The following is a 23,378-nucleotide window of genomic DNA, read 5'->3' on the forward strand; positions in this document are numbered from 1 at the left end:
TCAATTCGTTCTAAAATAGCGAAGCCAAGCTTTCAGCGGTTTGTAGACTGCGAACAGCAAGCCGAGCAGCGTGACGCCGATCAGCGTTCCTTTCGCTCCGGCGAGCACGGCGAACAGGCAGACAACAGCATACTGCTCGTCGATCGAGAAGTCGATGACGAACTTCTTGCGCCCTGCTGTCGGACGGCCCAGCTGCGGCTTGGCCGGAGCTTCGGCAGCAGCCGCTTCCTGCGCCGCTTTCGAAGCCGGGATCGCGCGGTTCATCTGGCCGTAATATTCGAGCAGGAAGAGCACGAACAACGCGCCCATCGCCCAGTAAAACACGGTCACATCTTCGGTCAGCCGATACGCGCCGACAGCGAGCGTCGACACGTACAGAAACTCCTTGATCCGGTCGCACATCTGGTCCAGCCAGCCGCCAAACGGGCTCATCTTGCCCGTGAAGCGCGCGAGCTGGCCGTCACACCAGTCCAGCACGTACGACACATACAAAATCACAGCGCCGATGATCAGAGACGTGCGGTCCCCGACAAGAAACAGACTGCATGCCGCAAGCCCCAGTACCAGCGAAATCAACGTCATCGCATTCGGGTGCAGCCCCATGCGCGCCGCGAGTTCCGTAATCGGCGTCGACAGCCACGTATAGCAGCGGCCGAGATAGTAGTTGCTATACTTCGTGACCGACTCGATCTGCCGGTAACGTTCCGTAAGATTCATCTCTTATTCCTCCATCAACTCTTTACAAAATCTATGTCGAAAGATACTAGATCATAGATACCCGTCTACAAGAATACACCCAAACCAGACCCCAGCACAATAAGCAGTCATAAAAAAACAAAACAGGAGCTCCCGCCCAGCGGAACTCCTGTTTTCAAAGGCATGATGACTCGCTTACAGGTGGCGTACAAGTGCCTCTACGAACTGTTCCAGATACTTTTGATCCAGTTCGTCGAAGCGGTTCTGAATCGGGCTGTCGATGTCGAGCACGCCAAGCAGTTCGCCGTTGACGAGAATCGGCACCACAATCTCCGATTGGGACGCCGCATCGCAGGCGATATGACCCGGGAACTCGTGCACGTATGCCACGAGTACCGTTTCGCGGCGTTCAGCAGCCGTCCCGCATACTCCTTTGCCGATCGGAATACGCACGCAGGCGGGAAGACCTTGGAACGGCCCGAGCACCAATTCCCCATCTTTCATCAAGTAGAACCCCACCCAGTTGATCGTTTCTAAAAATTGATTCAGCAGGGCGGATGCATTGGCGAGATTGGCGATCAGGTCGTTTTCACCATCGAATAGAGCTTCTGCTTGGCGAATCACGACTTCATAATTTTCTTCACGAGTACCGGTATAGCTGCTGGCAGAGAACAAGACTTTCCCTCATTTCCTCATCGTTTGCCTACAGTATACGACATAGACCCCGCGAACGGGAGGCTCTTAAATTCGTTTCTCGATTTCCCATTTGATTCAAGGCACTTCCCAGAATCGGCAATTGTACCATTTCCGATGGAATTATGTTATTATTTCGGGGGATTCTATTGGATAAAACAACCTAAAGGAGTTTCTGTGATATGCTTACTCGGCATTCTCGAACTGAACTAGTCATCGGCCCTGAGGGCGTTGAAAAGCTGCAAGGCAGCACCGTCGTCGTGCTCGGCATGGGCGGCGTCGGATCGTTCACTGTGGAAGCGCTGGCCCGCGCCGGCGTCGGACGCCTCGTGCTCGTCGACAAAGACGATGTGGACATCACCAACATCAACCGCCAGATTCCGGCGCTGACCTCGACGGTCGGCCAGGAAAAAGTCGACGTGATGATGCAGCGCGTGCATGAGATCTCGCCCGACATCGAAGTGATTCCGCTTCGCATGTTCTATTTAGAAGAAAGCAAAGATGAGATCTTCAAATACAACCCCGACTTCGTCGTTGATGCGATCGACACGATCTCGGCAAAAATCCTGCTGATCGTCGAGTGCCACAAGCGCGGCATTCCGATCGTTGCCTCGATGGGCGCCGCGAACAAAGTCGACCCGACGATGTTCCGCGTGATGGACATCTCCAAGACCAAAGTCGACCCGATCGCCAAGATCATCCGCCGCAAGCTGAAAGACCACGGCATCTACAAAGGCGTCAAAGTCGTCTGCTCGCTCGAACAGCCGGCCAAGCCGCGCGTCGATGTCACCGAAGCGATCGTCCCCGAACACGTCAAAGAAGGCGAAGCGCCGCGCAAAGCGAAGAACCCGCCCGCGTCGATCTCCTTCGTCCCGTCGGTGGCCGGCCTGATTCTGGCCTCGGTCGTCGTGCGCGACCTGGTCGGCATCAAATACAAGATGTAAAACAGAAAGGGAGTGGCTCATCGCCACTCCCTTTTATCATTCTGCCGCCATTTCTCCAACCACACTGCGCTTCTTCGCCGCCGTGTACATGGTCCACACGGTCAACGCAGAGAAGATCAGATTCTGCCAGACGTTCAGCTCCGTCTGGTAAAACAAGTGTGACGTCAGGTCGGACACGACCAGCGAAAGGAACAGGACACCGCCCCAAAAGTAAACGGAGACGCGGGAATCATCGCTTTTTTTGTAAAAGGCAAAACGAACCATAATCATAAGGGCAAAAAAGATGTAAGCACTGAAGGTCACCCACTGAAACACTTCCAACGACACTTGAATCAACACCTTTCTCTGCTCTTCTATCTTTGCATCTGTCTCTCTATGAGTATTAGACGCGGCGCGTCCAAAAAAGTTACATTGGAAATTGTGACTAAATCATTATAAATATTCGCAATCCGGAAAAAAATAAGCCCGTCAAACGACGGACTTTTGCGTTACATTTTGATGACATCTATCAGTTACAGATCCAATGCGCTAATGAATTTCTGATATTCGTTCGACCGCACGCCGCCTGCCGGCACCAGCACGTCGAGCGAGTTGGTGTTTTTCAGGCCGAGAATCTGCGCCACATGCCCGATGTCGATCCCCTGTTCGATCATGTGGGCAGCCAAAGAGCGGCGCAGCGACTGCAAGGCGATATGTCCTTCGATCTTGGCGTCTTTGGCCGTCTCGACAAACAAAACCTGCAGTTTCGCCTGCCGGATCGGGCCTTTTTCGTCGACAAAGACGTTCGGCAGTTTGCTCTTGCTGGCGCGGATGTATTTTTTCAACAAATCCTTCAGCTTGCGGGAGAAAAAGACCAGCCGGTCGCGCTCCCCAGCCTTGTTTTTGACGACCAAAAACAGGTCATCCCAGTTGATGTCGTCCTGCTGCAAGCGGGCGAGTTCGTCCGGACGCAGCCCGGTCTCGTACATCGTCGTGAAGATCGCCCGGCGCTTGATGTCGCCGCAGGCGATGATAAAGCGCTTCATCTCGTCGATCGTCAACGGACGCGGCAAAGAGAAGATGTACGCTTTGCTCTCCGAGATCGTCTCATCCATATCGCCGGACTGTCCTTGGTTTTCGAGGAACTTGTAAAAAGATTTGATCGCCTTGAACTTGCGGTGAATCAGTTTCTCCGACTTGCCGCCGTCCCGCAGTTCGCTGCCGAAATCATTGGCGTCATCTTCGGTCAGCTCCCCGAATGCTTTTTCGCGTTTGGCCATGAAATCGGCAAACTGTCCCAGATCGAGCAATACCCCTTGCACCGTTCCTGGCGACTTTTTCTTCTCTTCCAGGTAATTTCCGAACGCCTGGATCTGTGCTTCGTGTTCAGCAGTACCTGCCATCGGTTCCCCTCCACTTTCAATCTTACCTTCGTTATTGTGAACCAAACTCGCCAGAGAATGCAATCCTCTTGCCGTACTGTTAAGTATAAGAATCAAAACCGCGGGTCAGAACCGCAAGTTTCAGACACACTACAGATACTGCCGATTTTCCAGTGACGAACCGGCCTGCTTTTTGTTATAGTGGTTGTTGAATCTATTTTTAGGCACCTATTTTAGACTGAGGAGACGAAGACCACGATGACGAAACAACCTTATCACAACCGGGAAGTGTCTGTGACTAAGATCTTTACGTTCGACTCGGCTCATCGTTTGGATGACTATATCGGCAAGTGCGCAAACTTGCACGGCCACACTTATAAATTGGAAGTCACCATCAAAGGCCGCACCGACCACCGCGGCATCGTCGTCGACTTTGGAGACATCAAAAAGATCGTCAACGAGCAGATCATCGGCGTGTACGATCACCGTTTCCTGAACGACCTGATGGCGTTCAACACGACGGCTGAAAACATGGTCTTCCACTTTTTCGAGATCATCGACACCTACTTGCGCAAAATCGCCGACGACACCCCCTGCCGCCTGCTGCGCGTCCGTTTGTGGGAAACGCCGACCGCCTATGCGGAACTGACCCGGGAGGATTACGATGCGGCTGAATGAACTGTTCCTCTCCATTCAAGGTGAAACGTCGTCGGCCGGCCTGCCGACGATCTTTGTGCGCTTTACCGGCTGCAACCTGCGCTGCACGTACTGCGACACGAAATATTCCTACTACGAAGGCGACACGATCACTCCGGACGAAGTGATGGACAAGATCCGCGCCTTGAAGTGCAAACGCGTCTGTCTGACCGGCGGCGAACCGCTGATCCAGCCCCGCGCGGAGATGCAAGACCTGCTGGACAAGCTGGCCGAAGAAGGGTATGAAGTCTCGATTGAGACGGACGGTTCGATCGACGTCTCCAAATTCAAGCTGCATCCGAAGCAGCGCTTTATCGTGGACATGAAAGTGCCTTCCTCCGGGATGAGTGCGAAGATGCACCTGCCGAACCTGCAGCACATCGTAGCCGAGCGCGACGAAGTGAAATTTGTCGTTGGCAGCCGCGCAGACTATGAGTGGTGCACGCAGCTGATCCGCGAGCAGGGGATTCATCCGAAAGACGGCTATCAGTTGATCTTCTCCCCGGTGTTCCGCGAGATCGAGCTGGAGGATCTCGTCAACTGGATTCTGGAAGACGAGCTCGATGCGCGCTTCCAAGTGCAGCTGCACAAGATCGTCTGGGACCCAGACAAGCGAGGAGTGTAATCTGATGAGTAAAAAAGCGGTCATCATCCTCTCCGGCGGCCTCGACTCCACCACCTGCATGGCGGCGGCAAAGGACGCTGGGTATGAGCTGTACCCGCTGTCGTTCCATTATGGGCAGAAGGCAGCGATTGAGCTGGAGTCGGCGAAGAAAGTTGCCGAGTATTACGGTGTGTCAGATCGCCATTTTATCGCCGATTTGAAAGGCCTGATCCGCGGGTCGGCGCTGACCGATGCGGATAAAGAGATTCCGAAGCACCGCACGGGCGAGGAGACGGACATCCCGGTGACGTACGTGCCGGCGCGAAACATCATCTTCCTGTCGATCGCCCTGTCGTACTCGGAAGCGATCGGTGCCGAGGCGATGTACATCGGCGTCAACGCGCTCGACTACTCCGGCTACCCGGACTGCCGCGCCGATTTTATCGCGGCGTTCCAAGACGTGATCAACAAAGGCACCGCGGCTGGCGTGTCGGGGCATCCGATCCAGATCGAGACCCCGCTGCAAATGCTGTCCAAGGCGGGTATCGTGCAGCTCGGGACCGAACTGGGTGCGCCGCTGCACCTGAGCCACTCCTGCTATTTCGGCACCGACCCGTCCTGCGGCGAATGCGAATCCTGCACGCTGCGGATTCGCGGGTTTAAGGAAGCGGGCGTGAAAGACCCGATTCCTTATGCGGTGGAGATCGATTGGGAAGCGAAATAGGAAGAACCCCCATCTGGAGAGATGGGGGTTCTGTGCGTCCTAATGCCTACTAGCCAGCGCCTTGAAGTTACGGCTAAGCGAAAATATCCGCTGCCATCCCATCCTGGGCACAAAGTCAGCACATTGACGACGCACAAATTGAAGAGACGTAGGCGTCCTTACCCGGCTCGACTTGACGGTCGTATGCTCCATATAGACCGAGTACAAGCACACCTAGTTTTAAAGCCAGTTGGGGTCTGCGACAGACTTCAGCCTATGGGGAACAGGGCTTTCTACTATCCTTGAAGACTCGAGGAGTGCGTGGTGTTTGTTTTCGAATATTGGTATACCGCAATCATTTGGACAATCGCGGTAACGGCCAGTCCCACCGACGCAATCCAATACGCACCATGAAGGCCGAAGAGATGAAGAAACCCCCCTGAAATGACAGTTCCAAGAGGAAGGATCCCACCGACTACTGTTGTCAACATGCCGATAACACGCCCGTGCAGTTTGCTCGGAACGATTTTTTGCAAAATAGTAAAAAAGAAATTGCCGGCTACTGCACTTCCAAGTCCCATAACAAACAAAAGCAGCATGTTGACATAGAGATTTGTTATCGCCGGGTAGAGCACAATGACGATTTGAAGTCCTGAGAAAAGCACAAATCCTTGTTCAAGCGAAATCTTTTTGCTCACCCAACTCGACAGTATGTAACCTGCTACTGCACCGGCACCGATCGATAATTCGAGCAAGCTGTATCCTCTGGCTCCTGCATGCAAAACAACATCAGACCAAGCGGCCGCAAGAATCATATACGGGATATACAGCACATTCTCTAAAATGAAGATGGGAATGAGCAAACGCAGAATTTTTAATTCCCAAGTGAATCGAAATCCTTGTACCAAGCTGTTCCACCAGCTCAACTGTTCATTCGTTGACCCATCATGCGGATCGGTCGAAGCGGAGGAATCATCGGCAGCTCTATTTCTCAAGATGGCAAACAGCGTCAATAAAGACAGCAAAATGAGAAAACTGTAGAATCCGAAAATTACAGATACCGGAACAAAACTAAGCAATACGGCGCAAGTGGATGCGGCGATGACACCGGCAAACCGTCTCACGCCCTGAATGAGCCCATTCCCTGAAGCCCAATCAGACTCGGGCAAGATCTCAGGCACTAACGCTTGTGAAGCAGGTGAGGAAAGATTCCCAATTACGTTCATCAACAGATAGAGACTCGCAATCACCCAAAAATTACCACCCTTTACCCCTACATAAATCGCAAGGATCAACACTAAGAGAAAGCGGATCGACTCAAAACGTATCATCACTTTCAAACGGTCTCCACGATCCGCGATCACACCGCCAAAAACGCTGATCAGTTGGGGAATCGACATCATGAGCCCTAACCAGAGCAAATACTGTGGATCATTGGTGCTGTCTTGTACAAACCAATACAAAGCAAATGCAAATAAGTTCATTCCGATTGCGGTTCCCGACTGACCAAGAAATAGAAAACGGAAATTGCGATGAAGCAGTGCACTTTTAATAACAATCACCACCGTTCAAAAGGTTATTTTCATGTGTTTCATATTTTTAACACCGTAACCAGATACTCGCATTATACTCATTCTACATCCAGTTTTTCAACATTTATCCCTGGCGTAAGGTTAGTTCTCGCAAAACTCTAAGCGCAAGAGCCAACAATTGCGCTTCTTTATCCCCACCGCCAATGAGCCTATTGATATGCAAATGCAGAAACGTCTCCGCCACGCGCTCAAGAAATGTTTCATTTCCTAGCCGAACAATGACCTTCCGATAATCAAAAATCTTGTTTCGGCGCTCCTCCATGATCCTCGCGATTTCCCCATGAATCCAATCTTCTTTCTCTTCTGCAAGCCGTATCAGTTGACTTCTTTTTTTGGCATATCCTTCGCGAGACGGTTTCATGGTAACAATCGATTCTAACCAACTCAATTGATCATTCCTGTCCGGAAAGAAGCACGTCATCATGTCCAAAACGGAGAAGACTCCCAAAGTCTCAAGATCAGCAGATTTACTATTCTTTGAAGAGAAGTCATGCAGAAAAACAGCAAGTCGGCTATCAGCTGCAAAGATTTTTTCAGCAGATTCAACCGCCTCGAGTCCCCCGAAACGTTCAATTTCGCGTTCATAGGTGTCATACGACAGACGAAGCAATATCCCCTTTTGTTGCAGCGTGGATGCCCACTGAGCAAGGAGGGGGATGAGTTGATGGACCAGCAGTGAAGACTGACCATGGAATCGGAGACGAAGATGAGGTTCGGGTTCATCGAAACGAATGTAGTAAAACTCTTCGAACAATGCTTTGCTGAGGGCTTGTTCGCAAAATGCTTTTAGGTGTTTCCTCAGAAATTCATTCTGCTGACGATGCGGAATATAGAGCTTTGCGTAAAGCCACTCACTGCCTGTGAAAAAGGTTCTGTCTTTGATCTCACAGTCCGGCAGATATGTGCCCCACCTCAACTCCCTTGCTTCGGTCACGGCAGCAGCATCTGCTTTTTTTAGAAATGGAAAAACAAATTCGGTTGCATGACGCCCAACAGGCCCCTGACACCAAGACCCTTGCGGATCATAACAACATTCGGTCAAGGTGAGATACTGATGTTCTGTAAGTTTGTTGAACGCGTTCTGCAAAAGAGCGAAGTGGAGCTCATTATCCAAATCAAGCATCATCCGCTGATCTTCCTCAACAAGATAGAGATAACGAGGTACCTTCCATTCCTCTCTCCAAGTTTGAAGATTCGAGAACTTTGACAGCCTCCATTGGGCCGGGGCGATCACGATCCTTTTGTATCGGAGGCGTGGCAGGAATGGCGCCTGTTTCATATTCCCCCAATTCATGGGTTCCCACTGTTTAGATCGTTCGGTTGCTAGTTCCAACAGAAATCGATACACATTTGGCACACCCACCAGATTCAACATGTGGTTGGTAACAGGAATTACTTCCCGATTGAGTGATCTTGATTTCAGGTAGAAAAATTCACCTGTACAACCGACCAGCAAATCTTCTAATGAAATCACGCGTTGATCCTGGTCCGAATGAAAGACACCTAACAGGATCTGGAAATCCCTTGAAGCCTGTGTAATGGTTAAGTTGGCATCGCGGTCTGTACATGGGAGAAAGATTACCTCGGCAAATATTGCTTCTGGCCGATGTGACTGTTCGGCCTGATGAATTTGCAGAAACTGTTCTTGCAAATTCAATTGTTCCGTCAGACTGAATCGCCCGAAACTTTTCCCCGCACCAAAAGAGCCGCTGTTTTCATTCAGCCATATCAAATAATCTCCACTGTTCAACGCTTCGACAGACTGCGCTTCAACAGAAGCATACAATTCCATGGAAAGCGGTGAGTGTGCAAACTTTGGCGGTACAGATTCAAGATTCGCTAATGTATCGTCAGTGAGTTCGACTTCCAACTGCCGTTTTGCCACAGCCTGCATCGCCAAAGTCGTTACATACGTCTCCCGCATCCGGGATTGAGTTGCTGGCTTGGGATCGTATTCGCGATGGCCGGCAGGAAATTTGTAGAGTGCAGGAGAACCTAACCCCACCTCATCGTCCAGCAATTCTAGCAATGGCACTTCACGATCTCGACCATATCGCTCCAAAAAATCATTTCGAAACCCTTGGAGATGCGGATTGCCAACCTGTCGGCAGGACAATCTCCAGATGATCTCGGCCGCGGCCTCCAGTTCTTTTTTGATCGATCCCGGCAGAGCGACCTCACATCCGTTTAACATGACATCCACTTGCAAAGGATGCTTCACATCTGCGAGGTCTTTCATCGATTTGCTTAGTTCCAAATATGTTGCTGTTCCTGTTCCCATTGGAATGTGATGATAGCTGGCAAGATCTCTGGAGACTGCCGCAAGCTTTTCCGTAATCTCGTCAATCCCTTCGAGCGATACCAAAAGGTCCATCAAACGTGTGAACGGATGCTTGTTCGACAGTGAAGAACGCAATTCTGAGATCAAATATTCACGTTGAAGAAGATCCTCTAGAAATCTGCGGACTTCCTTAAGATTGGCTTGTGTAAAACGGGCAGCTATTCGTTCCGTTAATGTTTCAAACGCGATCGGCTCTCCAGCTTCTTGTAGCGCAAATTCAACAGTTTGAGAACGATGCAGAGAACTTCTCATCAATGCGTGATGTTGCTCAGCTCTGCCGTACCTGTTCACATAGGGGAGTCTGATCTTATTCCCCGCTAGATAGACGGCCGGGTTTGTTTGCACTCGTAATTGACGAATCAGTTCCGGCCGCGATTCAAGTTCCCTGATCAATCTCAATGTCCATTCCATATCCGGCCTGGCATGCTTCTGATAAGAATCGAGCTGGGAGAACTGGAAAGCAGCCTGTTCCCTGTATCCGCCAACAGCGACCCCGGCAAACAGCCCATAGGGAGTGGGGCGTGTCGTCATCCTGATCAGATATCGAAGCAGGCTGTTTTCAATCTGGCTTCTTTTTCGGGGCTTGATTTCTTGTGATAGGCAGGATAGAGAGTCATATAGTGAAGGACTTGCTGCGGCCAGCGCCTCGAGAACCGGTTTCTCTTCGAATGCACGATAAAGGTCCGCTGCCTTAACCGTATTCTCCCATACTTCTACTGGGAAAACGTTTGCCCGCACCAAATAAAAATCAGCAAGTCCGTATCGTCCGGCATTCCCCCAAGAAGTCTCGTTCATATGACGTTACGCCTCCGTTTTATGAAAAGTGGCTTGACGGTATCGCAAGCTCACATAATCTTCGAGTTTGCTTTTCAGCGGAGGACAGGGCCGAGCGCTTTCCTGTTCAATCCGCACCAGTGGGCAGTATGCGCCATGGCAGATCGGGTGCAATTTGCACGATTGACACACTTTGTCGGAAAGTCCGTCCACCGACACCCACTGACTAAACTTCATCTGATCAAGCTCCAACACACCGTCTGCATGCAGTTGCCCGACTTGATTGACCGGATTATTAAAAGCGACTGTACACTTGTAGATCATACCGTCAGAACCGATGACTAGAGAATTCGGTTTCGCTGCGTAACAGACGTTGTGATTTAGCAATGCATCCGAATACTTCTCTGAGTGAAGTCCCTGTTCGAGCCCGTACCATGTTTCTTCCAATGCGATCAGGTTTGCATCTTTTGCTGTGCAAACAGGCAGGACTTCATCATTTTTACCGCCCCATTTCCCAACCGCATGCAAGTCAAATGTAAAGCGTGCGTCTGTTCCAAACGTCGTGACCAATTCATCCAGAAACACTCTGATATTCGGGGCATTTTCACTGGTAAAATTCATACGAATTTTGATTTGTACGTCCAAATCAGAATCTCGGATGGAGATCAGGTTCGTCATGATTTGTTGATACGTGCCTTGCCCTCCCATTAAAATCCTGGTCTGGTCATGATATTCTTCCGTACCGTCCACTGTAATTTGATACTTTGATACTCCCAGTTCAAACAATCTGCGAGCGCGATCGACCGTCAGCAAATATCCGTTTGTCGTCATGGTACCTAGAAAAGCTACACCGTTTGCAGTACAAATGTCATACAGTTTTTGGGATACATTCTCCACGACATCATACGCAACCAACGGCTCTCCCCCAAACCAACCTACCGTTAGAAAATCCCACTTCTCGATATTTCGTTGCACCCACTGAACCAAACTGCTTTGCAACTCTTCAGACATTTTCCCTTTCAAAAATTCCTCGTAGCAGTAAACACAGCGAAAGTTGCACTGCTCCGTAGGCATGATGATCAGTTGCTGTGAGGTTCCTTTATTGAACAACTCCTGATACTCGTGGCGGGTATAGGCCAGCTCATTCAGATAACTCGGAACCAGAAATCCCAAATCAAATAATTTGGCGTGAGTATCCTGCAACGGGACGGCTGATTCGTAGTGATTTTGCAAGGCTGTAAAAGAAGCCGGTGACGTGATCATCTTGCCCGATGCGGTATTGTAGAGTAGGAACTTCCCTTTCGTATAATCATTCGGTTGGATTTCCACGTTATACATCGACCACTTCACCTGATCCAAAATTGTCGTGCTTACTGCTTGGTTTTTGAGCATAGGTGCACCCCTTCTAATAGTCTTGTAAAGAGGAGAGGGGCCGGAAGTTACACTTCCAAGCCCCCAAAAATTCATAGAATCAACCGCACCCGCAGTTATTGATCGTGTTGGTTTTGTTTCGATCAGCCGGGATCTCGTTGATCTCTTCGACTTCTTCAAATACAACGAATTGCGCCTCCATTCGTCTCCCTCCTTCTCGTTAGTTTGAAGCAGTTATTGCGATCTGCTGATGCAAGTATATATCCGATTATTTTTATAAATCAATGAAAAATTTCCATTTTTATAATAGAAAGCTATTAATACCCAAATATACCCCTCCTTATCAAGGACGGGGTGTTATCGAGAACTTTTATTTCACTCCAACGCACTCTTTCGCAAACTCCAACGTAAGCTCGATGATCACGTGCATCTTCTCGTCGTCCGCCAGAATGTCAAAAACATACGAGCCGCCTGAGCCGCCCCAGAAGACGCATTGGGCGAAGTCTTTGGCGTCTTTCAGCTTGGCCGTGGATGAAGAGGACGGTGGGACGCAGTTCAATTTCGCCTTCGTAGTAGATCGGCAAGTTGTACAGGCAGATTTTTTTCTCCTACTTGTCGACGGCCGCTTCTTCGCCGCTGCATCCGGCGAGTGCGCCCAGCCTCGGCCCCAGCACAAAACCGAAGTTTACCGACCAACTGTAAACTCATCGCCCGCACGATCGTCGTGATGATCGTCCCAAACAGCAGCGTGTAGCGAATCGGGTGAAATCCGCCAAAATAGCCATTCTTCAAACGTTCCAACATCAGATGCACACATACAACGAATTAATTGAAATTTTTACTAGTTTTGATTCTACCAGTAGCAATGACATTTTCAACAACAACATAAAAACGGACTCGGGCACCCGCCCGAATCCGTTTCCCGCCGCCATTTCTTACCTTCCCCTTACACCGCCTGCGTCTCTTCTGCCAACCGGTTGCTTTCCAACTTCCCTTTCAGCCACAGCATCAGCCCGGCGGCCGACACCACGCAGATCGCGGCCAGCATCCAGCCGCCGATCGCGCTGGGAATGAAGCCGCCGATCGCCGAGAACAGCGGGAGCGAGATCCCGTAGGCCAAACGCGACATCGACAGCCAGGTCGCGACGACGCGGCCGCGCAGCTCCGGCTTGGAGTAGGTCATCAGCGAGGTCTCGGTGATCACGTTGACCTTCGACTGGAAAATGTTCGCGAGCAGCATCACCGCGAAGAACAGATACCAGTTGTGGATGATAAACATACAGCCAAGACCGATCCCGTAGAGCATGTTCGACGGGAAGTAGATCTTGAAATACGAGCTGTCATCAAACTTGCGTTTCTTAAAGTACTGTTTGAGCAGGAAGGCCCCGATTACATACGCCACCGCCGTCACCGAATAGCCGATCCCGACGCCGGCATCGCCCGCTTTCAACTCATTGAGCACATACAGCGGGAAGAGGATGTAGATGAAGCCGAGGCAAAAATCGCGGAAGAACTGCAGCCAGAAAACGCCGACCAGCTGCGGGCATTTTTTCACAAAATCGATGCCTTCTTTCACCTGCTTCAGGTACGGCGGGCGCACCACCGCTGGCTTAGCGAGCGGCTGATACTTGATCAGCGCAATGAAAACCGCCGACACCACATAGGAGAACGCATCGAAATACAGGATGTTCACCGCTCCGATCCACTGTGCCAAAAACCCGCCCAAAGCGCTCGCCAGCACCATCGTGGTCGAGTTGAGCAGCGCGAACGACGAAGTCGCCGCGATCAGGTTCTGCTCTTTGAGAATCTCCGGGATCATCGACGTTCTCGCCGGCTGAAACGCTGCCGACGCAAACGCGCCAAACGCGATGCAGACGTAGATCACCCAGATGTTTTCGATCATCACCCCGGCGATGATCCCAAGCGTCGAGAACACGCGCAGGATGTCAATCCAGATCATCAGGTGCTTCTTGTTCCAGCGGTCGACGAACGGACCCATGACGATGCCGCCGAACAGCACCGGCAGGACGCTGGCGATAAACAGGCCGCCGATCGAAGCCGCATGGGGCACGATCGCATAGATGACGGAGATCAGCGCGATCGTTTTAAACCAGTCGCCAAACAGCGAAATCATCTGTCCGAAATAAAGCATGGTAAAATTGCGGTTTTTAAACGGAGACGGCAATTTCTCCGCAGTCGCAGTGGACATGTCCAGCCCCCCTTTTCCCCAAGCCTGACGGGATCAGCAACAAGCAAAGACCAGCATGAAGCATCGGGCATCTTCATGCTGGTAAACGCTTATTGGATGATCGCAAGCTCGGTGTTTTCGTAGAAGTCTTTGTCCTTTTGCATCACGTCGACATAGGCGTCGTACGTTTTCTTCTGCGCTTCCGGCAGCAGGTCGATCATGACGTGCATGTACCAGATCTTGCCGAGCTCGGTCAGCTTCAGCAAACCGTCTTCGCGCACGACCAGCCCCATTTTTTCGTGCTTCTCGATCTTCTCCCAGTACTCGGACGGCAGGTCGTGCTGACGCAGGTACTCGAGGCTGACTTTCATATGTTTCGGGAAGTAGATCAGGCCTTTTTCTTTCGCCTGGTATTCTTTCGCGCGCATGACCGGCAAGGTGCCGTTTTCAACGGCGCGGATGTACTCGTCGGTCTTCACGCTGTTCATGTGCGACATGCCGCTCAGGTAGGAAGCGGCCGCCTGGCCGCAGCCGATGTATTCGTCTTCGTAGCGGCCGTAGATCGTCGCGCCGAATTTGAAGTCTTTGTACGCCGCATCGCCTTTGGCAAAGGTGTAGATGTGCGTCTGCTCATAGCCGTGGTTGAGCAGGTAGGAGTTGACGAATTGATGCTGGAGCACTTTGTCGTCCGCTTTCGGCGGCTCCGGCACTTTGCCGTCTTTGATCATGTTCAGGAAGCCTTTCGAGGTCACAAGGTACTCTAGCGGATAAACGTCAACGGTGGTGGTGGACAGCTGACGCACGTTTTCGAGGTCCTCGTGCAGTTGCTCGATCGTCTGGCCCGGCAGTTGATACAGCAGGTCCATGTTGTACGCTTTGAAGTACTTGTCGGCGAGGTCGCGGGTGCGCTTGATCTCGTCGAGCGATGCGGTCAGGTTGAACAGTTTGCGGTAGTACGGGTTAAACGTCTGCACACCGAAGGAGATCCGGTTGACACCGTTCGCCGCCATCGCTTTCAGTTTGTCTTCCGTAGCGCTCTTCGCTTCGACCTCGAAGCTCCACTCGATGTCGTCCTTGAGCGTAAAGTTCTCCTGGATCGTCGTGCAGAGATCTTCGATCATCTTCGGGGACAAGACGGAAGGCGTACCGCCGCCGACATAGACTGCATCAAGCTTCAGCTGCTTGACGTACGGCGTGCTGGCGATGGCTTTCAACTCTTTCAGCAGCGCATCCACGTAAGGCTGCAGTTTGTCTTGGTAGTTCGTGGAGCGGATGAACGGACAGAACGTGCAAATCGTGTCACAGAACGGAATGTGGACATAGAGCGATTTCGTTCCGGGCAGCGGCGTGCGCGCCGAGTTCAAAAATTGACGAACGGTCTCCACCGGTTCCGGCCCTTCTTGAATGAACGGGTAGAGATAGTTCCACATGTTAGGCAGCTTTTTGTAGGGCAATGCGTTATGCTGCGACATCTTTGTAAGTACCCCCTTTTCGTGATCAGGGGCTGACAGGGGTCGCCCCCTGTCAGCCGGTATGTGAACTGCCGGGCCCTGCTATGTTAAGCAGCTACGATGATCCACTCGCGCATGGTTGCTCCCCCTCTCCGTCCTTACGGTTCGACGCAGCAAAACGGGATTTGCAGGAAGCCGGATTACGCTTCCACCACAACGACAGAAATCCACTCCGCTACCGGAAGCCATTTTTGCATCATCGGCACCCCCTTCTGGAATCATTTTCGACGCTTTGATGAAACACAGAAGGAACTACTCAGCCGCGACGACGATCCATTGTTTCATTCCGCGCACCTCCTCGTTTCGCTTACGTTATATCTCTATTTAAGGGTAAAGCAAATTATTACACGCGTTTTCAATGATTAACTGAAAATTATTTTGTTTTGTCCACCTAAATGCTTGATGTAAATAAACATTAAAAAACCGGACTGCACGCAGTCCGGTGGCTTTCTTCTTATTAAGCAAAGACGATCAGCTCGTCGTCGAACGTAAATTCTGCCCGTTCGTTCAGCGTGGCGGAGATCGTATCGTGCAGGTGTTTCGTGCGCTCCGGCAGCATTTCGATCATCATGTTCATGTACCACGGCTGGCCTTCGCGGGTCAGCTTGAGCAGATTGCCGTCGCGGACGATCAGGCCTTTTGCTTCAAACTCATCGAGCTTCTCGTAGTAGCGGGCATCGAGCGCCAAGCGGTCGATGTCGTCGATGTCGATCGACATCCGCTTCGGGAAGTAGATCAGTCCTTTTTCGATCGCGTGGTACTCATTGACGATATCCGCGCCGAAGCCCGTCTCTTCGACCGCTCGGATGTAAGGTTCCACCTGATCGAAGTTGCGGTAGACGAGGCCGGCCTGATACGAGAACGCCGAGAGCCCGGCACCGATGCACTCATCTTCGTAGTGGCCATACAAGGTCTCGCCAAAGACGAAACGCTTGTGCTCCGCATTCTGGCGGATAAACGTATAGATGAACTCCTGGCCGTAGCCGTGCTCGATGAGGAAGTTCGTCACCACTTCCTGCTGGGCGACTTTCTCATAGGCGTTCGGCGGTTTCGGCAGGCGTTCTTTTTTGATCGACTGCAGGAAGCCTTTGGAGGTGATCGTGTAATCGAGCGGGTAGGCGTCGATCGAGGTCGTGTTCAGATCGACCGCATGCTGCAGGTCTTCCAGAATCTCATCGATCGACTGGCCCGGCAACTGGTACAGCAGGTCCATGTTAAACCCTTTGAAGTACTTCCCGGCCAGTTCGCGGGTGCGCTTGATCTCGTCGTGCGAGGCGGTCAGGTTAAACATCTTGCGGTATTTCGGATTGAAGGTCTGCACACCGAACGACATCCGGTTGACGCCGATCTCATGCATCGCTTTCAGTTTGTCTTCGGTCGCGCTTTTCGCCTCGACTTCGAACGTCCACTCGTAGCCTTCTTTCAGCTTGAAGTTGCTGTGGATCGTCTCGCCGATCTGGTGAATCTGCTCCGGCGAAAGCACGGAAGGCGTGCCGCCGCCGACAAAGATCGCATCGAGCGCAACGCCTTGCATGCGCGGGGTGCCGGCGATCGACTTCAGCTCTTTGACCAGCGCGTCGACGTACGGCTGAAGCTTGTCCTGATAGTTGGTGGAGCGGACAAACGGGCAGAACGTGCAGATCGTGTCACAGAACGGCACGTGCATGTACAGCGTCTTCTTGCCACGGTTCGGCGCCGGCTGCTGCAAAAACTGGCGCACATGTTCGACCGACAGCTCGCCGCGCGAAAGATACGGATACAGGTAGACCCACATCTTCGGCAGGCTGGAAAAAGGCAATTCTTTCGATCCGGAATGGGACATGTGGATAACGCCTCCTCTTTTTGAACTTTCTGAAAGTTGTGTGTTCATGCGTCATGTATGTGATAACTCAATGAGTTCGAACGCCGTTAAGGAAAGACGGAGCGAGAACCGCGGTTCCCCCTCCGTCGACGAGAGATTCGATCCCCGCCATTACGCCGCTACGATGATCCAGTTGCGCTCTTGCACAACGATCCAGTTGCGTTCAACCGCAATGATCCAGTTCTTTTCCATGACTTACACCTCCCGTCGTTGATTAATTATTTAATGCTTGAAGTAATTATATTTCTTAGAAACTATCTTTTCAATAGTTAGTTTCTATTTTAATTTTTATCAACAAAGTTCGACAAAGCAAGAAAAGAAAAGAACCCTGATCGAATCAGGGTTCTTACGCTTGCAATGTCGTTTTTTCTTTCATCTGGCTGGTGAGCCTTGCTTTCAGCCACGGATAGACGCACAAGGCTGAAATCACGCAGACGGCAGTCAAGAGGTAGCCGCCGACAGCGATCGGGATGTAGCCGCCGATCACCGAAAACAGCGGGAGCGAGATCGCATAGGCCAGGCGCGACGCAGTCAGCCACGAGGCGACGACGCGGCCGCGATTGTCCGCCCGCGAGTAAGTCATCAGCGAGGTTTCGGCGATGATGTTGACGCCTTGCGAGAAAATGTAGGTCACGACCAGCGCGACGAGGAACCAGTACCAGCCCGTCATCGAAAACATGACGCCGAGCCCCACGCCGTAGATGATGTGGCAGGGCAGGAAAATTTTGAAAAAGGCGCTTTCCTCAAACGGCTTGCTTTTGAAATACCACCTGATCAGCCACGCCCCGATCAGATAGGCCACCGCGGTCATCGAATAGCCGATGCCCATGCCGGTATTGCCCGTCTGCACCACTTCGAGGATGAAGACGGCGAACAGGATGTAGACATAGCCGAGCACAAAGTCACGGGCAGCGGTGATCCAAAAGACGGCGACCAGCTGCGGCGTGGCTCTGACATAGTCATAGCCTTCCTTCACCTGCTGCCAGTACGGCAGGCGCTGCTTGACCTCTTTTTGCAGCGGCTGGTAGCGCATCAGCCAGATGCAGAAGGCGGCGAACAGATAGGAGAACGCATCGAACAGCATGATCGGGTACGGTCCGACCCAATCGGCGACAAAACCGCCCAAAGCGCTGGCGACGACCATCGTCACCGAGTTCAAGATCGCGAACGACGACGTCGCTTTGACGATCTGGTTCTCTTGCACGATCTCCGGAATCACCGCCGTGCGCGCCGGCTGGAAGGCGGCAGAAATGATGCTGGAGATCACCATCAGGCCGTAGATCACCCAGATGTCCGCCAGATAGACGCCCCAGACGATCCCAAGGGTCAGCACGAAGCGCAGCAGGTTGGTCCAGATCATGATCTTCTTTTTGTTCCAGCGGTCGACCAGCGGGCCGACGAAGATGCTGCCAAACAGCGAAGGCAGAATCGTGGCGATAAACATGCCGCCGACCGTCGAGGCGGAGGGATGCAGATCGTAGAGCACGACGATCATCACCACGCCGCGGAACCAGTCGCCAAACAGCGAGACGAGCTGGCCGAGGTAGAGCATCGTATAATTGCGATTGCGGAACAGGGAAGGCTCTTTGGCTACCGCTTTGGGACTGCTCATGAGAATTCCTCCTTTATCAGGTACGCGAAAAGCCAGCACACAGGGGGTTCCCGCGTGCTGGATGCCGCTTATGAAAGCATGATCAATTCGTCGTCAAACGTGAAACCGGTGCGCTCGTCCAGCTTCTCCGTGCCGAGGTCATGCAAGGCGCGTATCCGCTCCGGAAGCATCTCGATCATCATGTTCATGTACCACGGCTGGCCTTCGCGGATCAGCTTGACCTTGCCGTCTTTCCGCTTGATCAGGCCTTTCGCTTCGAACTCGACGAGCTTCTCGTAGTAGCGCACGTCGAGCTCTTGGCGGTCGATGTCGGCGATGTCCATCTCCAGCCGTCTGGCGAATGCAGCGGGACTCGTGTCCCCCGATCCGCCCACTTCCCGCGGCTCGATAACCCAGGAGTTGCGTTCCATTACTCCCGTCTCCTGATATTAAATATTTTAGTAGTAATAGTGTTAGTATAGTCTGTATACTCCAAATAGGCAACCATATTTTCCCATAAAATAAGCGGCCTTGAATTTGCATTCAAGGCCGCTTCGATGTTGCATGATCTTTTATTTGGGCAAGACGATGGAAACGGTGAGCATCTCCGGCACGAGATGTTCACGCAGCCGCTGATTGACCTGCTCCAGCGTCAAGTTCTCCATCACGTCGATGATGTCAAAGAAATCGGCGTTGCGGAACGTGTAGGTCGTGAAATGACGGGCGATGGCGCGCGCCGAATCGAGCGTCGAGACCATCTGGCCGATCATCTTGTTGCGGGCGCGGTTGAAGTCGGCTTCGGAGATGCCGTTTTGCAGCGCCTCGGCGAACGCTGCTTCGACCACCTGCAGCACGCGGTCCGGGTCCTTGGAGTTGCCGCCAAACAACGAATGGGCAAAACGCGGGGTCGCGTCGTACGACCAGCCAAAGCGCTTGTCGACGATGCCTTCCTCGTACATTTTGTTGAACAGAGCCGAGCTTTTGCCGATCAGCGCTTCGAGGCCGATCGATGTGGCGTACTCGTTGATGATCATGTCCTTGCCGGTCGGGCGGCTCATGTCCTTATAGCCGAATTGCAGCTTCGGCATCGAGATCAGCATGCGCTCTTCGTGGCGGGCCCGGCGCACCGGGGTCGGTTCATCCGGGAAGATGCGCTCGATCTCCGGCTGGCGCTGGAACTTCTTGCCGGCCTGGTTCTCACGGATCAGGGCATGCACGTGCGCCGGGTCGCAGTCGCCGACCACGACGACCGACATGTTGCTCGGATGATAGAAGGTGTTGTAGCACTTGTACAGCGTATCTTTGTCGATCTGCTGAATCGTCTCCACGGTGCCTGCGATGTCGATCGCGATCGGATGCACCTGATACATGCCTTCGATCAGGTTGAAGTAGACGCGCCAGTTCGGGTCGTCATCGTACATGCGGATCTCCTGCTCGATGATCCCTTTTTCTTTTTCGACGTTTTCGTCGGTAAAAAACGGCTCCTGCACGTAGTTGAGCAGCGTGGTCAGGTTCTCATCCAGGAAGTCGGTCGACGAGAACAGGTAGGCGGTGGTGTCAAACGACGTGAACGCGTTCGACATCGCTCCGTAACGGGCAAACGTCTTGAACACGTCTTCCCCATTCTCCTGCTCGAACATCTTGTGCTCGAGGAAATGCGCGATGCCGTCCGGCACGATCGTCGGCTCCGACTCGCCGGGCACGACAAACTCGCGGTCGATCGAGCCGTATTTGGTGGAGAACATCGCGTACGTCTGCTTGAATCCTTCCCGTGGAATCACGTATACGTCGAGTCCGTTGTCAAGTTGATCGTGAAACGCGGATAATTTCAGCTGCTCATTGCGAATTTCACGCACCGTGGTTCCCCTCCTCATTGCGAAGCGTATAGATCGTGTCAAACTGCAGGCCTTGGGCGACGCGGACGACATCTTCGACCGTCACGCTTTGGAACGCATCGATCATTTCTTCGCGCGTGCGGATGCGGCCGGCGAGCAGACCGTTCAGATGGAAATCGGCGATCGAAGTCGGATTGTCCATCGCCGTCTTGTACGCGTTGACAAGTCCGGCCTTGGTGAACTCCATCTCCTCTTCGCTGATCTCGCCGTTTTTGAGCACGTCAAACTGCTCGCGGATGATCTCCAGCGCCTGGTCGATCTTGTCGAATTCCACGCCGGAGAACACGCTGATGATCCCTTTGTGACCGTCGAGACGGGACATGCAATAATAAGCCAGCGAGTGCTTCTCGCGGACGTTGACGAACAGTTTGGAATGCGGGAATGCGCCGAGCACGCCGTTGCAGACCTGCATCGCCGCATAGTCATCAGACGCCCAGGCCACGTTCGACCAGACGCCGACGTTCAGTTTGCCTTGGTTGACGTCCATGTGGTCGACGACCTCTTTGACGGAGCTGGTCTCGTGCCGGATCTGCACCGGTGCGAATTCACCCTGCGGCTCGCGCTCCATGTTGAAGACGCGGAAGATCTCCGCCGCCACCGCATCGGTGTCCACGTCGCCGACGACGTAGATGTTGATCGGCGCCGTCTTCAGGAGACGCTGGTAGACGTCATAAAGCGACTGCGGATTGATCTCGTCGATCTTGTTTTCGAAGCCGAGGCGCGGGATGGCGTAGGGCTCGCCTTTCGTCATCTCTTCGTTGCAGCGCTCGAGCGAGTAGTTCATCTTGTCGTCGATCACCGCCGCGATGCGCTTCTTGTGCTGCTCTTTCTCCGCTTCCACATATTCGGGCAGAAACGCGCCGTCCTGCAAGAGCGGGCGGAGCATCACATCGGAGAGGATGCCGAGCGCCTTTTGGAACAGGCCTTCGCCTTGTTTGAGGAACTTCTCATTGGGCACGTTCATCGAGAAATCGACGACCTGACGCTCCCCTTTTTTGTCGACCGTCGCCGACATCGAGGCGCCGTACAGCTCGTCGAGCGCAAGTTGCAGCTGCTCCGGGGTCGGGTATTGCTCCGAGCCGCGGTTCATCAGATAGGGAAGCAAGGCCAATGGCGTCGCCGTGTCTTCGCGCAGCTCCTGCGTAAAGGTGGCGACGATCGTGTTCATCCGGAACTTATCGGTGGGCAATACGTGAACGTAGATGCCGCGTTCCTCACGGGTTTGAAACTGATTCATCGGTCTATTCATCCTTTCGTATTCCGAGCCTTTGGGCATACTATATTTGCTAGTATGTTCTTATAGTACTCGGAAAAGTATTCCAAAGCAAAAGTTCCCGGAATGCAAAAATCCCCTGCACAGACGTTCTCTCAAAGGGGTGCAAGGGGGATCTTATGTAAGCGGATGCGCTCTAGGAGCGCCGGACCATGTTCCGCGCCGCCGCCTGTGCTACATCGAAATCTACTTTTGAGATGATGGTGGACTCTTTAATCCAGTTTTGTACTTCCCGACTCATCGTGGGGGTCACGTATTTCGGGGCCCCGAAGTTGTCAATCAGTTCCTTCTTTGTCATGCCGTGAGCTCTTACACAATGGTTATTGGTTAAGATCTCCATCAATTCTCCACACGCAGGACACTGAAACATAGACACAACCTCCTAGTTCGAGCACGCACAGAAACGATCCGGCGAGGCACTCGTAGTCAGGGTTCGGTCACACGATGACCGGACAAGCAGTCAGTCATTTGTCAGAAAAGATTTTCTATTTTATTATACTTTCCAGTCTACACCGCTTGACCATCTTTCTCATGGGACTAAAGTCTTATTTTACAGTTTTTCCTATGTAAAAAGCACCTTGCCCAATCGAGCAAAGTGCTTATGGCCATTTACAATTTGCTCTTGATGCCCAGCAAGAGCTTCCAGATCACGCCGATCCCAGTCAGATAGAACAGCACGAGCAAGATCCAGCCACCCGTGGGATCGATGTCCGTTTTGTTCAGGCTCGCGAGAATCAAGAGCGGAAAGACATAGGTCATGACGCCGCCGAGGAAGTCGGACAGTTGACCAAGGGAGCAAGAATTGCTCTTCATGCTCTTGTAGACGCCCATCAACAGGTCGAGCGTCATCAGCCCGAGCACCGCCCACATGGTGTACATCATCCAGCCGGTCAGTACGAAAGACATTTGGATTCACCCCTTCACTACAGGTTCAATCATCCTTGTACTTACAGCGTATGAACCGGGTGTGAGCAGAGCGCTGGGCTTGTGCGGATTTATGAAAAAAGCCCCTCGCGAGAGGGGCTGAATCGATTATACTCGTTTGAACTTGGCGAGGATTTCCGCGCGTTCTTCTTCCGTGCCGCTGAAGTTCGCCGGAGAGAAGCGCTGTTCCGCCCAGCGTTGCATCTCTTGGCGGGAGGTAAAGTCGTAGGTCAGTTCACCTTCGACCGAAGAGATCTCGGAGACCACATAACGGCGTCCGTGCTGGTGGATGTTCATCTGGTTCCAGTTGTCATCTTTATAGACGTTCAATTTCTTGCCGCCTTGTTGGCTCATTGCAGG

General features: G+C 52.4%; 22 protein-coding genes. 4 read left to right on the forward strand and 18 right to left on the reverse strand.

Annotated elements, in window-relative coordinates; translation table 11 throughout:
• Both EV586_RS09105 and EV586_RS09110 read right to left on the reverse strand, forming a co-directional pair.
• Window positions 1–717, reverse strand: coding sequence for a CDP-alcohol phosphatidyltransferase family protein (locus tag EV586_RS09105; protein ID WP_132944785.1), 717 nt, complete (start codon window positions 715–717; stop codon window positions 1–3).
• Between the two features lie 174 nt (window positions 718–891).
• Complete coding sequence (locus EV586_RS09110; RefSeq protein ID WP_132944786.1) at window positions 892–1,371, reverse strand: GAF domain-containing protein; 480 nt, start codon at window positions 1,369–1,371, stop codon at window positions 892–894.
• A 200-nt stretch (window positions 1,372–1,571) separates the two neighbouring features.
• Between EV586_RS09110 and EV586_RS09115 the strand changes: the two genes are divergently transcribed.
• A complete protein-coding gene (locus tag EV586_RS09115; protein ID WP_132944787.1) occupies window positions 1,572–2,333 on the forward strand; it encodes a tRNA threonylcarbamoyladenosine dehydratase in 762 nt (253 codons plus the stop codon).
• Window positions 2,334–2,369: 36 nt separating this feature from the next.
• Here EV586_RS09115 and EV586_RS09120 read toward each other — a convergent pair whose 3' ends face one another.
• Together EV586_RS09120 and EV586_RS09125 are read right to left on the reverse strand one after the other, a co-directional pair.
• Window positions 2,370–2,672 (reverse strand): hypothetical protein, encoded by a 303-nt coding sequence (locus EV586_RS09120; protein ID WP_132944788.1) that lies wholly within the window; start codon window positions 2,670–2,672, stop codon window positions 2,370–2,372.
• Window positions 2,673–2,845: 173 nt separating this feature from the next.
• Window positions 2,846–3,715: a tyrosine-type recombinase/integrase gene (locus EV586_RS09125; protein ID WP_132944789.1), complete on the reverse strand. Its 870-nt coding sequence runs from the start codon at window positions 3,713–3,715 to the stop codon at window positions 2,846–2,848.
• Window positions 3,716–3,952: 237 nt separating this feature from the next.
• Between EV586_RS09125 and queD the strand changes: the two genes are divergently transcribed.
• From queD to queC, 3 genes are read left to right on the forward strand one after another with little or no spacing between them, the layout of a single operon-like run.
• Window positions 3,953–4,372 (forward strand): 6-carboxytetrahydropterin synthase QueD, encoded by a 420-nt coding sequence (gene queD / locus EV586_RS09130; protein ID WP_207893880.1) that lies wholly within the window; start codon window positions 3,953–3,955, stop codon window positions 4,370–4,372.
• Window positions 4,359–5,015 (forward strand): radical SAM protein, encoded by a 657-nt coding sequence (locus EV586_RS09135; RefSeq protein ID WP_132944790.1) that lies wholly within the window; start codon window positions 4,359–4,361, stop codon window positions 5,013–5,015. The genes queD and EV586_RS09135 overlap by 14 nt, the downstream gene beginning before the upstream one ends.
• A 4-nt stretch (window positions 5,016–5,019) precedes the next feature.
• Entirely contained in the window at window positions 5,020–5,718 is a 699-nt protein-coding gene (gene queC, locus EV586_RS09140; RefSeq protein ID WP_132944791.1) for a 7-cyano-7-deazaguanine synthase QueC, read from the forward strand.
• A 275-nt stretch (window positions 5,719–5,993) separates the two neighbouring features.
• On the opposite strand, the gene EV586_RS09145 is transcribed toward queC, so the two are convergent.
• The 14 genes from EV586_RS09145 to EV586_RS09215 form a co-directional block, all read right to left on the reverse strand.
• The gene (locus tag EV586_RS09145) at window positions 5,994–7,262 is read right to left on the reverse strand and encodes an MFS transporter (RefSeq protein ID WP_132944792.1); all 1,269 of its coding nucleotides are present in this window, start codon (window positions 7,260–7,262) and stop codon (window positions 5,994–5,996) included.
• Window positions 7,263–7,353: 91 nt separating this feature from the next.
• Window positions 7,354–10,425 (reverse strand): lantibiotic dehydratase, encoded by a 3,072-nt coding sequence (locus EV586_RS09150; protein ID WP_132944793.1) that lies wholly within the window; start codon window positions 10,423–10,425, stop codon window positions 7,354–7,356.
• A gap of 6 nt (window positions 10,426–10,431) precedes the next feature.
• Entirely contained in the window at window positions 10,432–11,796 is a 1,365-nt protein-coding gene (locus EV586_RS09155; RefSeq protein WP_165898461.1) for a radical SAM/SPASM domain-containing protein, read from the reverse strand.
• Between the two features lie 349 nt (window positions 11,797–12,145).
• Complete coding sequence (locus EV586_RS09160; protein WP_132944795.1) at window positions 12,146–12,334, reverse strand: hypothetical protein; 189 nt, start codon at window positions 12,332–12,334, stop codon at window positions 12,146–12,148.
• A gap of 387 nt (window positions 12,335–12,721) precedes the next feature.
• A complete protein-coding gene (locus tag EV586_RS09170) occupies window positions 12,722–13,984 on the reverse strand; it encodes an MFS transporter (protein WP_132944797.1) in 1,263 nt (420 codons plus the stop codon).
• Window positions 13,985–14,073: 89 nt separating this feature from the next.
• Window positions 14,074–15,435, reverse strand: a complete 1,362-nt coding sequence (locus EV586_RS09175) for a coproporphyrinogen-III oxidase family protein (RefSeq protein ID WP_132944798.1) — start codon at window positions 15,433–15,435, stop codon at window positions 14,074–14,076.
• A gap of 496 nt (window positions 15,436–15,931) precedes the next feature.
• Window positions 15,932–17,296 carry a coproporphyrinogen-III oxidase family protein gene (locus EV586_RS09180; RefSeq protein ID WP_165898463.1) on the reverse strand — a complete coding sequence of 455 codons (1,365 nt, stop codon included), beginning with the start codon at window positions 17,294–17,296 and terminating at the stop codon, window positions 15,932–15,934.
• Between the two features lie 385 nt (window positions 17,297–17,681).
• Window positions 17,682–18,947 carry an MFS transporter gene (locus tag EV586_RS09185; protein ID WP_132944800.1) on the reverse strand — a complete coding sequence of 422 codons (1,266 nt, stop codon included), beginning with the start codon at window positions 18,945–18,947 and terminating at the stop codon, window positions 17,682–17,684.
• Between the two features lie 68 nt (window positions 18,948–19,015).
• On the reverse strand, window positions 19,016–19,357 hold the full coding sequence (locus EV586_RS09190) for a hypothetical protein (protein WP_132944801.1): 342 nt from the start codon (window positions 19,355–19,357) through the stop codon (window positions 19,016–19,018).
• Between the two features lie 141 nt (window positions 19,358–19,498).
• A complete protein-coding gene (gene yfmH, locus EV586_RS09195; RefSeq protein ID WP_481937759.1) occupies window positions 19,499–20,782 on the reverse strand; it encodes a M16 family metallopeptidase in 1,284 nt (427 codons plus the stop codon).
• Window positions 20,775–22,058 (reverse strand): EF-P 5-aminopentanol modification-associated protein YfmF, encoded by a 1,284-nt coding sequence (gene yfmF, locus EV586_RS09200; RefSeq protein WP_165898465.1) that lies wholly within the window; start codon window positions 22,056–22,058, stop codon window positions 20,775–20,777. The genes yfmH and yfmF overlap by 8 nt, the downstream gene beginning before the upstream one ends.
• Window positions 22,059–22,230: 172 nt before the next feature.
• Complete coding sequence (locus EV586_RS09205; RefSeq protein ID WP_087457126.1) at window positions 22,231–22,464, reverse strand: hypothetical protein; 234 nt, start codon at window positions 22,462–22,464, stop codon at window positions 22,231–22,233.
• Between the two features lie 239 nt (window positions 22,465–22,703).
• On the reverse strand, window positions 22,704–23,000 hold the full coding sequence (locus EV586_RS09210; protein WP_132944804.1) for a hypothetical protein: 297 nt from the start codon (window positions 22,998–23,000) through the stop codon (window positions 22,704–22,706).
• Between the two features lie 126 nt (window positions 23,001–23,126).
• Complete coding sequence (locus EV586_RS09215) at window positions 23,127–23,372, reverse strand: hypothetical protein (protein WP_132944805.1); 246 nt, start codon at window positions 23,370–23,372, stop codon at window positions 23,127–23,129.
• Window positions 23,373–23,378: the final 6 nt, after the last annotated feature.

Origin of the sequence: Tumebacillus sp. BK434, assembly GCF_004340785.1 — a bacterium.
In the GTDB taxonomy this organism is placed as follows: domain Bacteria; phylum Bacillota; class Bacilli; order Tumebacillales; family Tumebacillaceae; genus Tumebacillus_A.

Coding starts and splice junctions, on each gene's coding strand:
- EV586_RS09105 (WP_132944785.1), bottom strand. CDS start 717: ATGAATCTTACGGAACGTTACCGGCAGATCGAGTCGGTCACGAAGTAT.
- EV586_RS09115 (WP_132944787.1), top strand. CDS start 1,572: ATGCTTACTCGGCATTCTCGAACTGAACTAGTCATCGGCCCTGAGGGC.
- EV586_RS09125 (WP_132944789.1), bottom strand. CDS start 3,715: ATGGCAGGTACTGCTGAACACGAAGCACAGATCCAGGCGTTCGGAAAT.
- queD (WP_207893880.1), top strand. CDS start 3,953: ATGACGAAACAACCTTATCACAACCGGGAAGTGTCTGTGACTAAGATC.
- EV586_RS09135 (WP_132944790.1), top strand. CDS start 4,359: ATGCGGCTGAATGAACTGTTCCTCTCCATTCAAGGTGAAACGTCGTCG.
- queC (WP_132944791.1), top strand. CDS start 5,020: ATGAGTAAAAAAGCGGTCATCATCCTCTCCGGCGGCCTCGACTCCACC.
- EV586_RS09150 (WP_132944793.1), bottom strand. CDS start 10,425: ATGAACGAGACTTCTTGGGGGAATGCCGGACGATACGGACTTGCTGAT.
- EV586_RS09155 (WP_165898461.1), bottom strand. CDS start 11,796: ATGCTCAAAAACCAAGCAGTAAGCACGACAATTTTGGATCAGGTGAAG.
- EV586_RS09170 (WP_132944797.1), bottom strand. CDS start 13,984: ATGTCCACTGCGACTGCGGAGAAATTGCCGTCTCCGTTTAAAAACCGC.
- EV586_RS09175 (WP_132944798.1), bottom strand. CDS start 15,435: ATGTCGCAGCATAACGCATTGCCCTACAAAAAGCTGCCTAACATGTGG.
- EV586_RS09180 (WP_165898463.1), bottom strand. CDS start 17,296: ATGTCCCATTCCGGATCGAAAGAATTGCCTTTTTCCAGCCTGCCGAAG.
- EV586_RS09185 (WP_132944800.1), bottom strand. CDS start 18,947: ATGAGCAGTCCCAAAGCGGTAGCCAAAGAGCCTTCCCTGTTCCGCAAT.
- EV586_RS09190 (WP_132944801.1), bottom strand. CDS start 19,357: ATGGAACGCAACTCCTGGGTTATCGAGCCGCGGGAAGTGGGCGGATCG.
- yfmF (WP_165898465.1), bottom strand. CDS start 22,058: ATGAATCAGTTTCAAACCCGTGAGGAACGCGGCATCTACGTTCACGTA.
- EV586_RS09205 (WP_087457126.1), bottom strand. CDS start 22,464: ATGTTTCAGTGTCCTGCGTGTGGAGAATTGATGGAGATCTTAACCAAT.
- EV586_RS09210 (WP_132944804.1), bottom strand. CDS start 23,000: ATGTCTTTCGTACTGACCGGCTGGATGATGTACACCATGTGGGCGGTG.
- EV586_RS09215 (WP_132944805.1), bottom strand. CDS start 23,372: ATGAGCCAACAAGGCGGCAAGAAATTGAACGTCTATAAAGATGACAAC.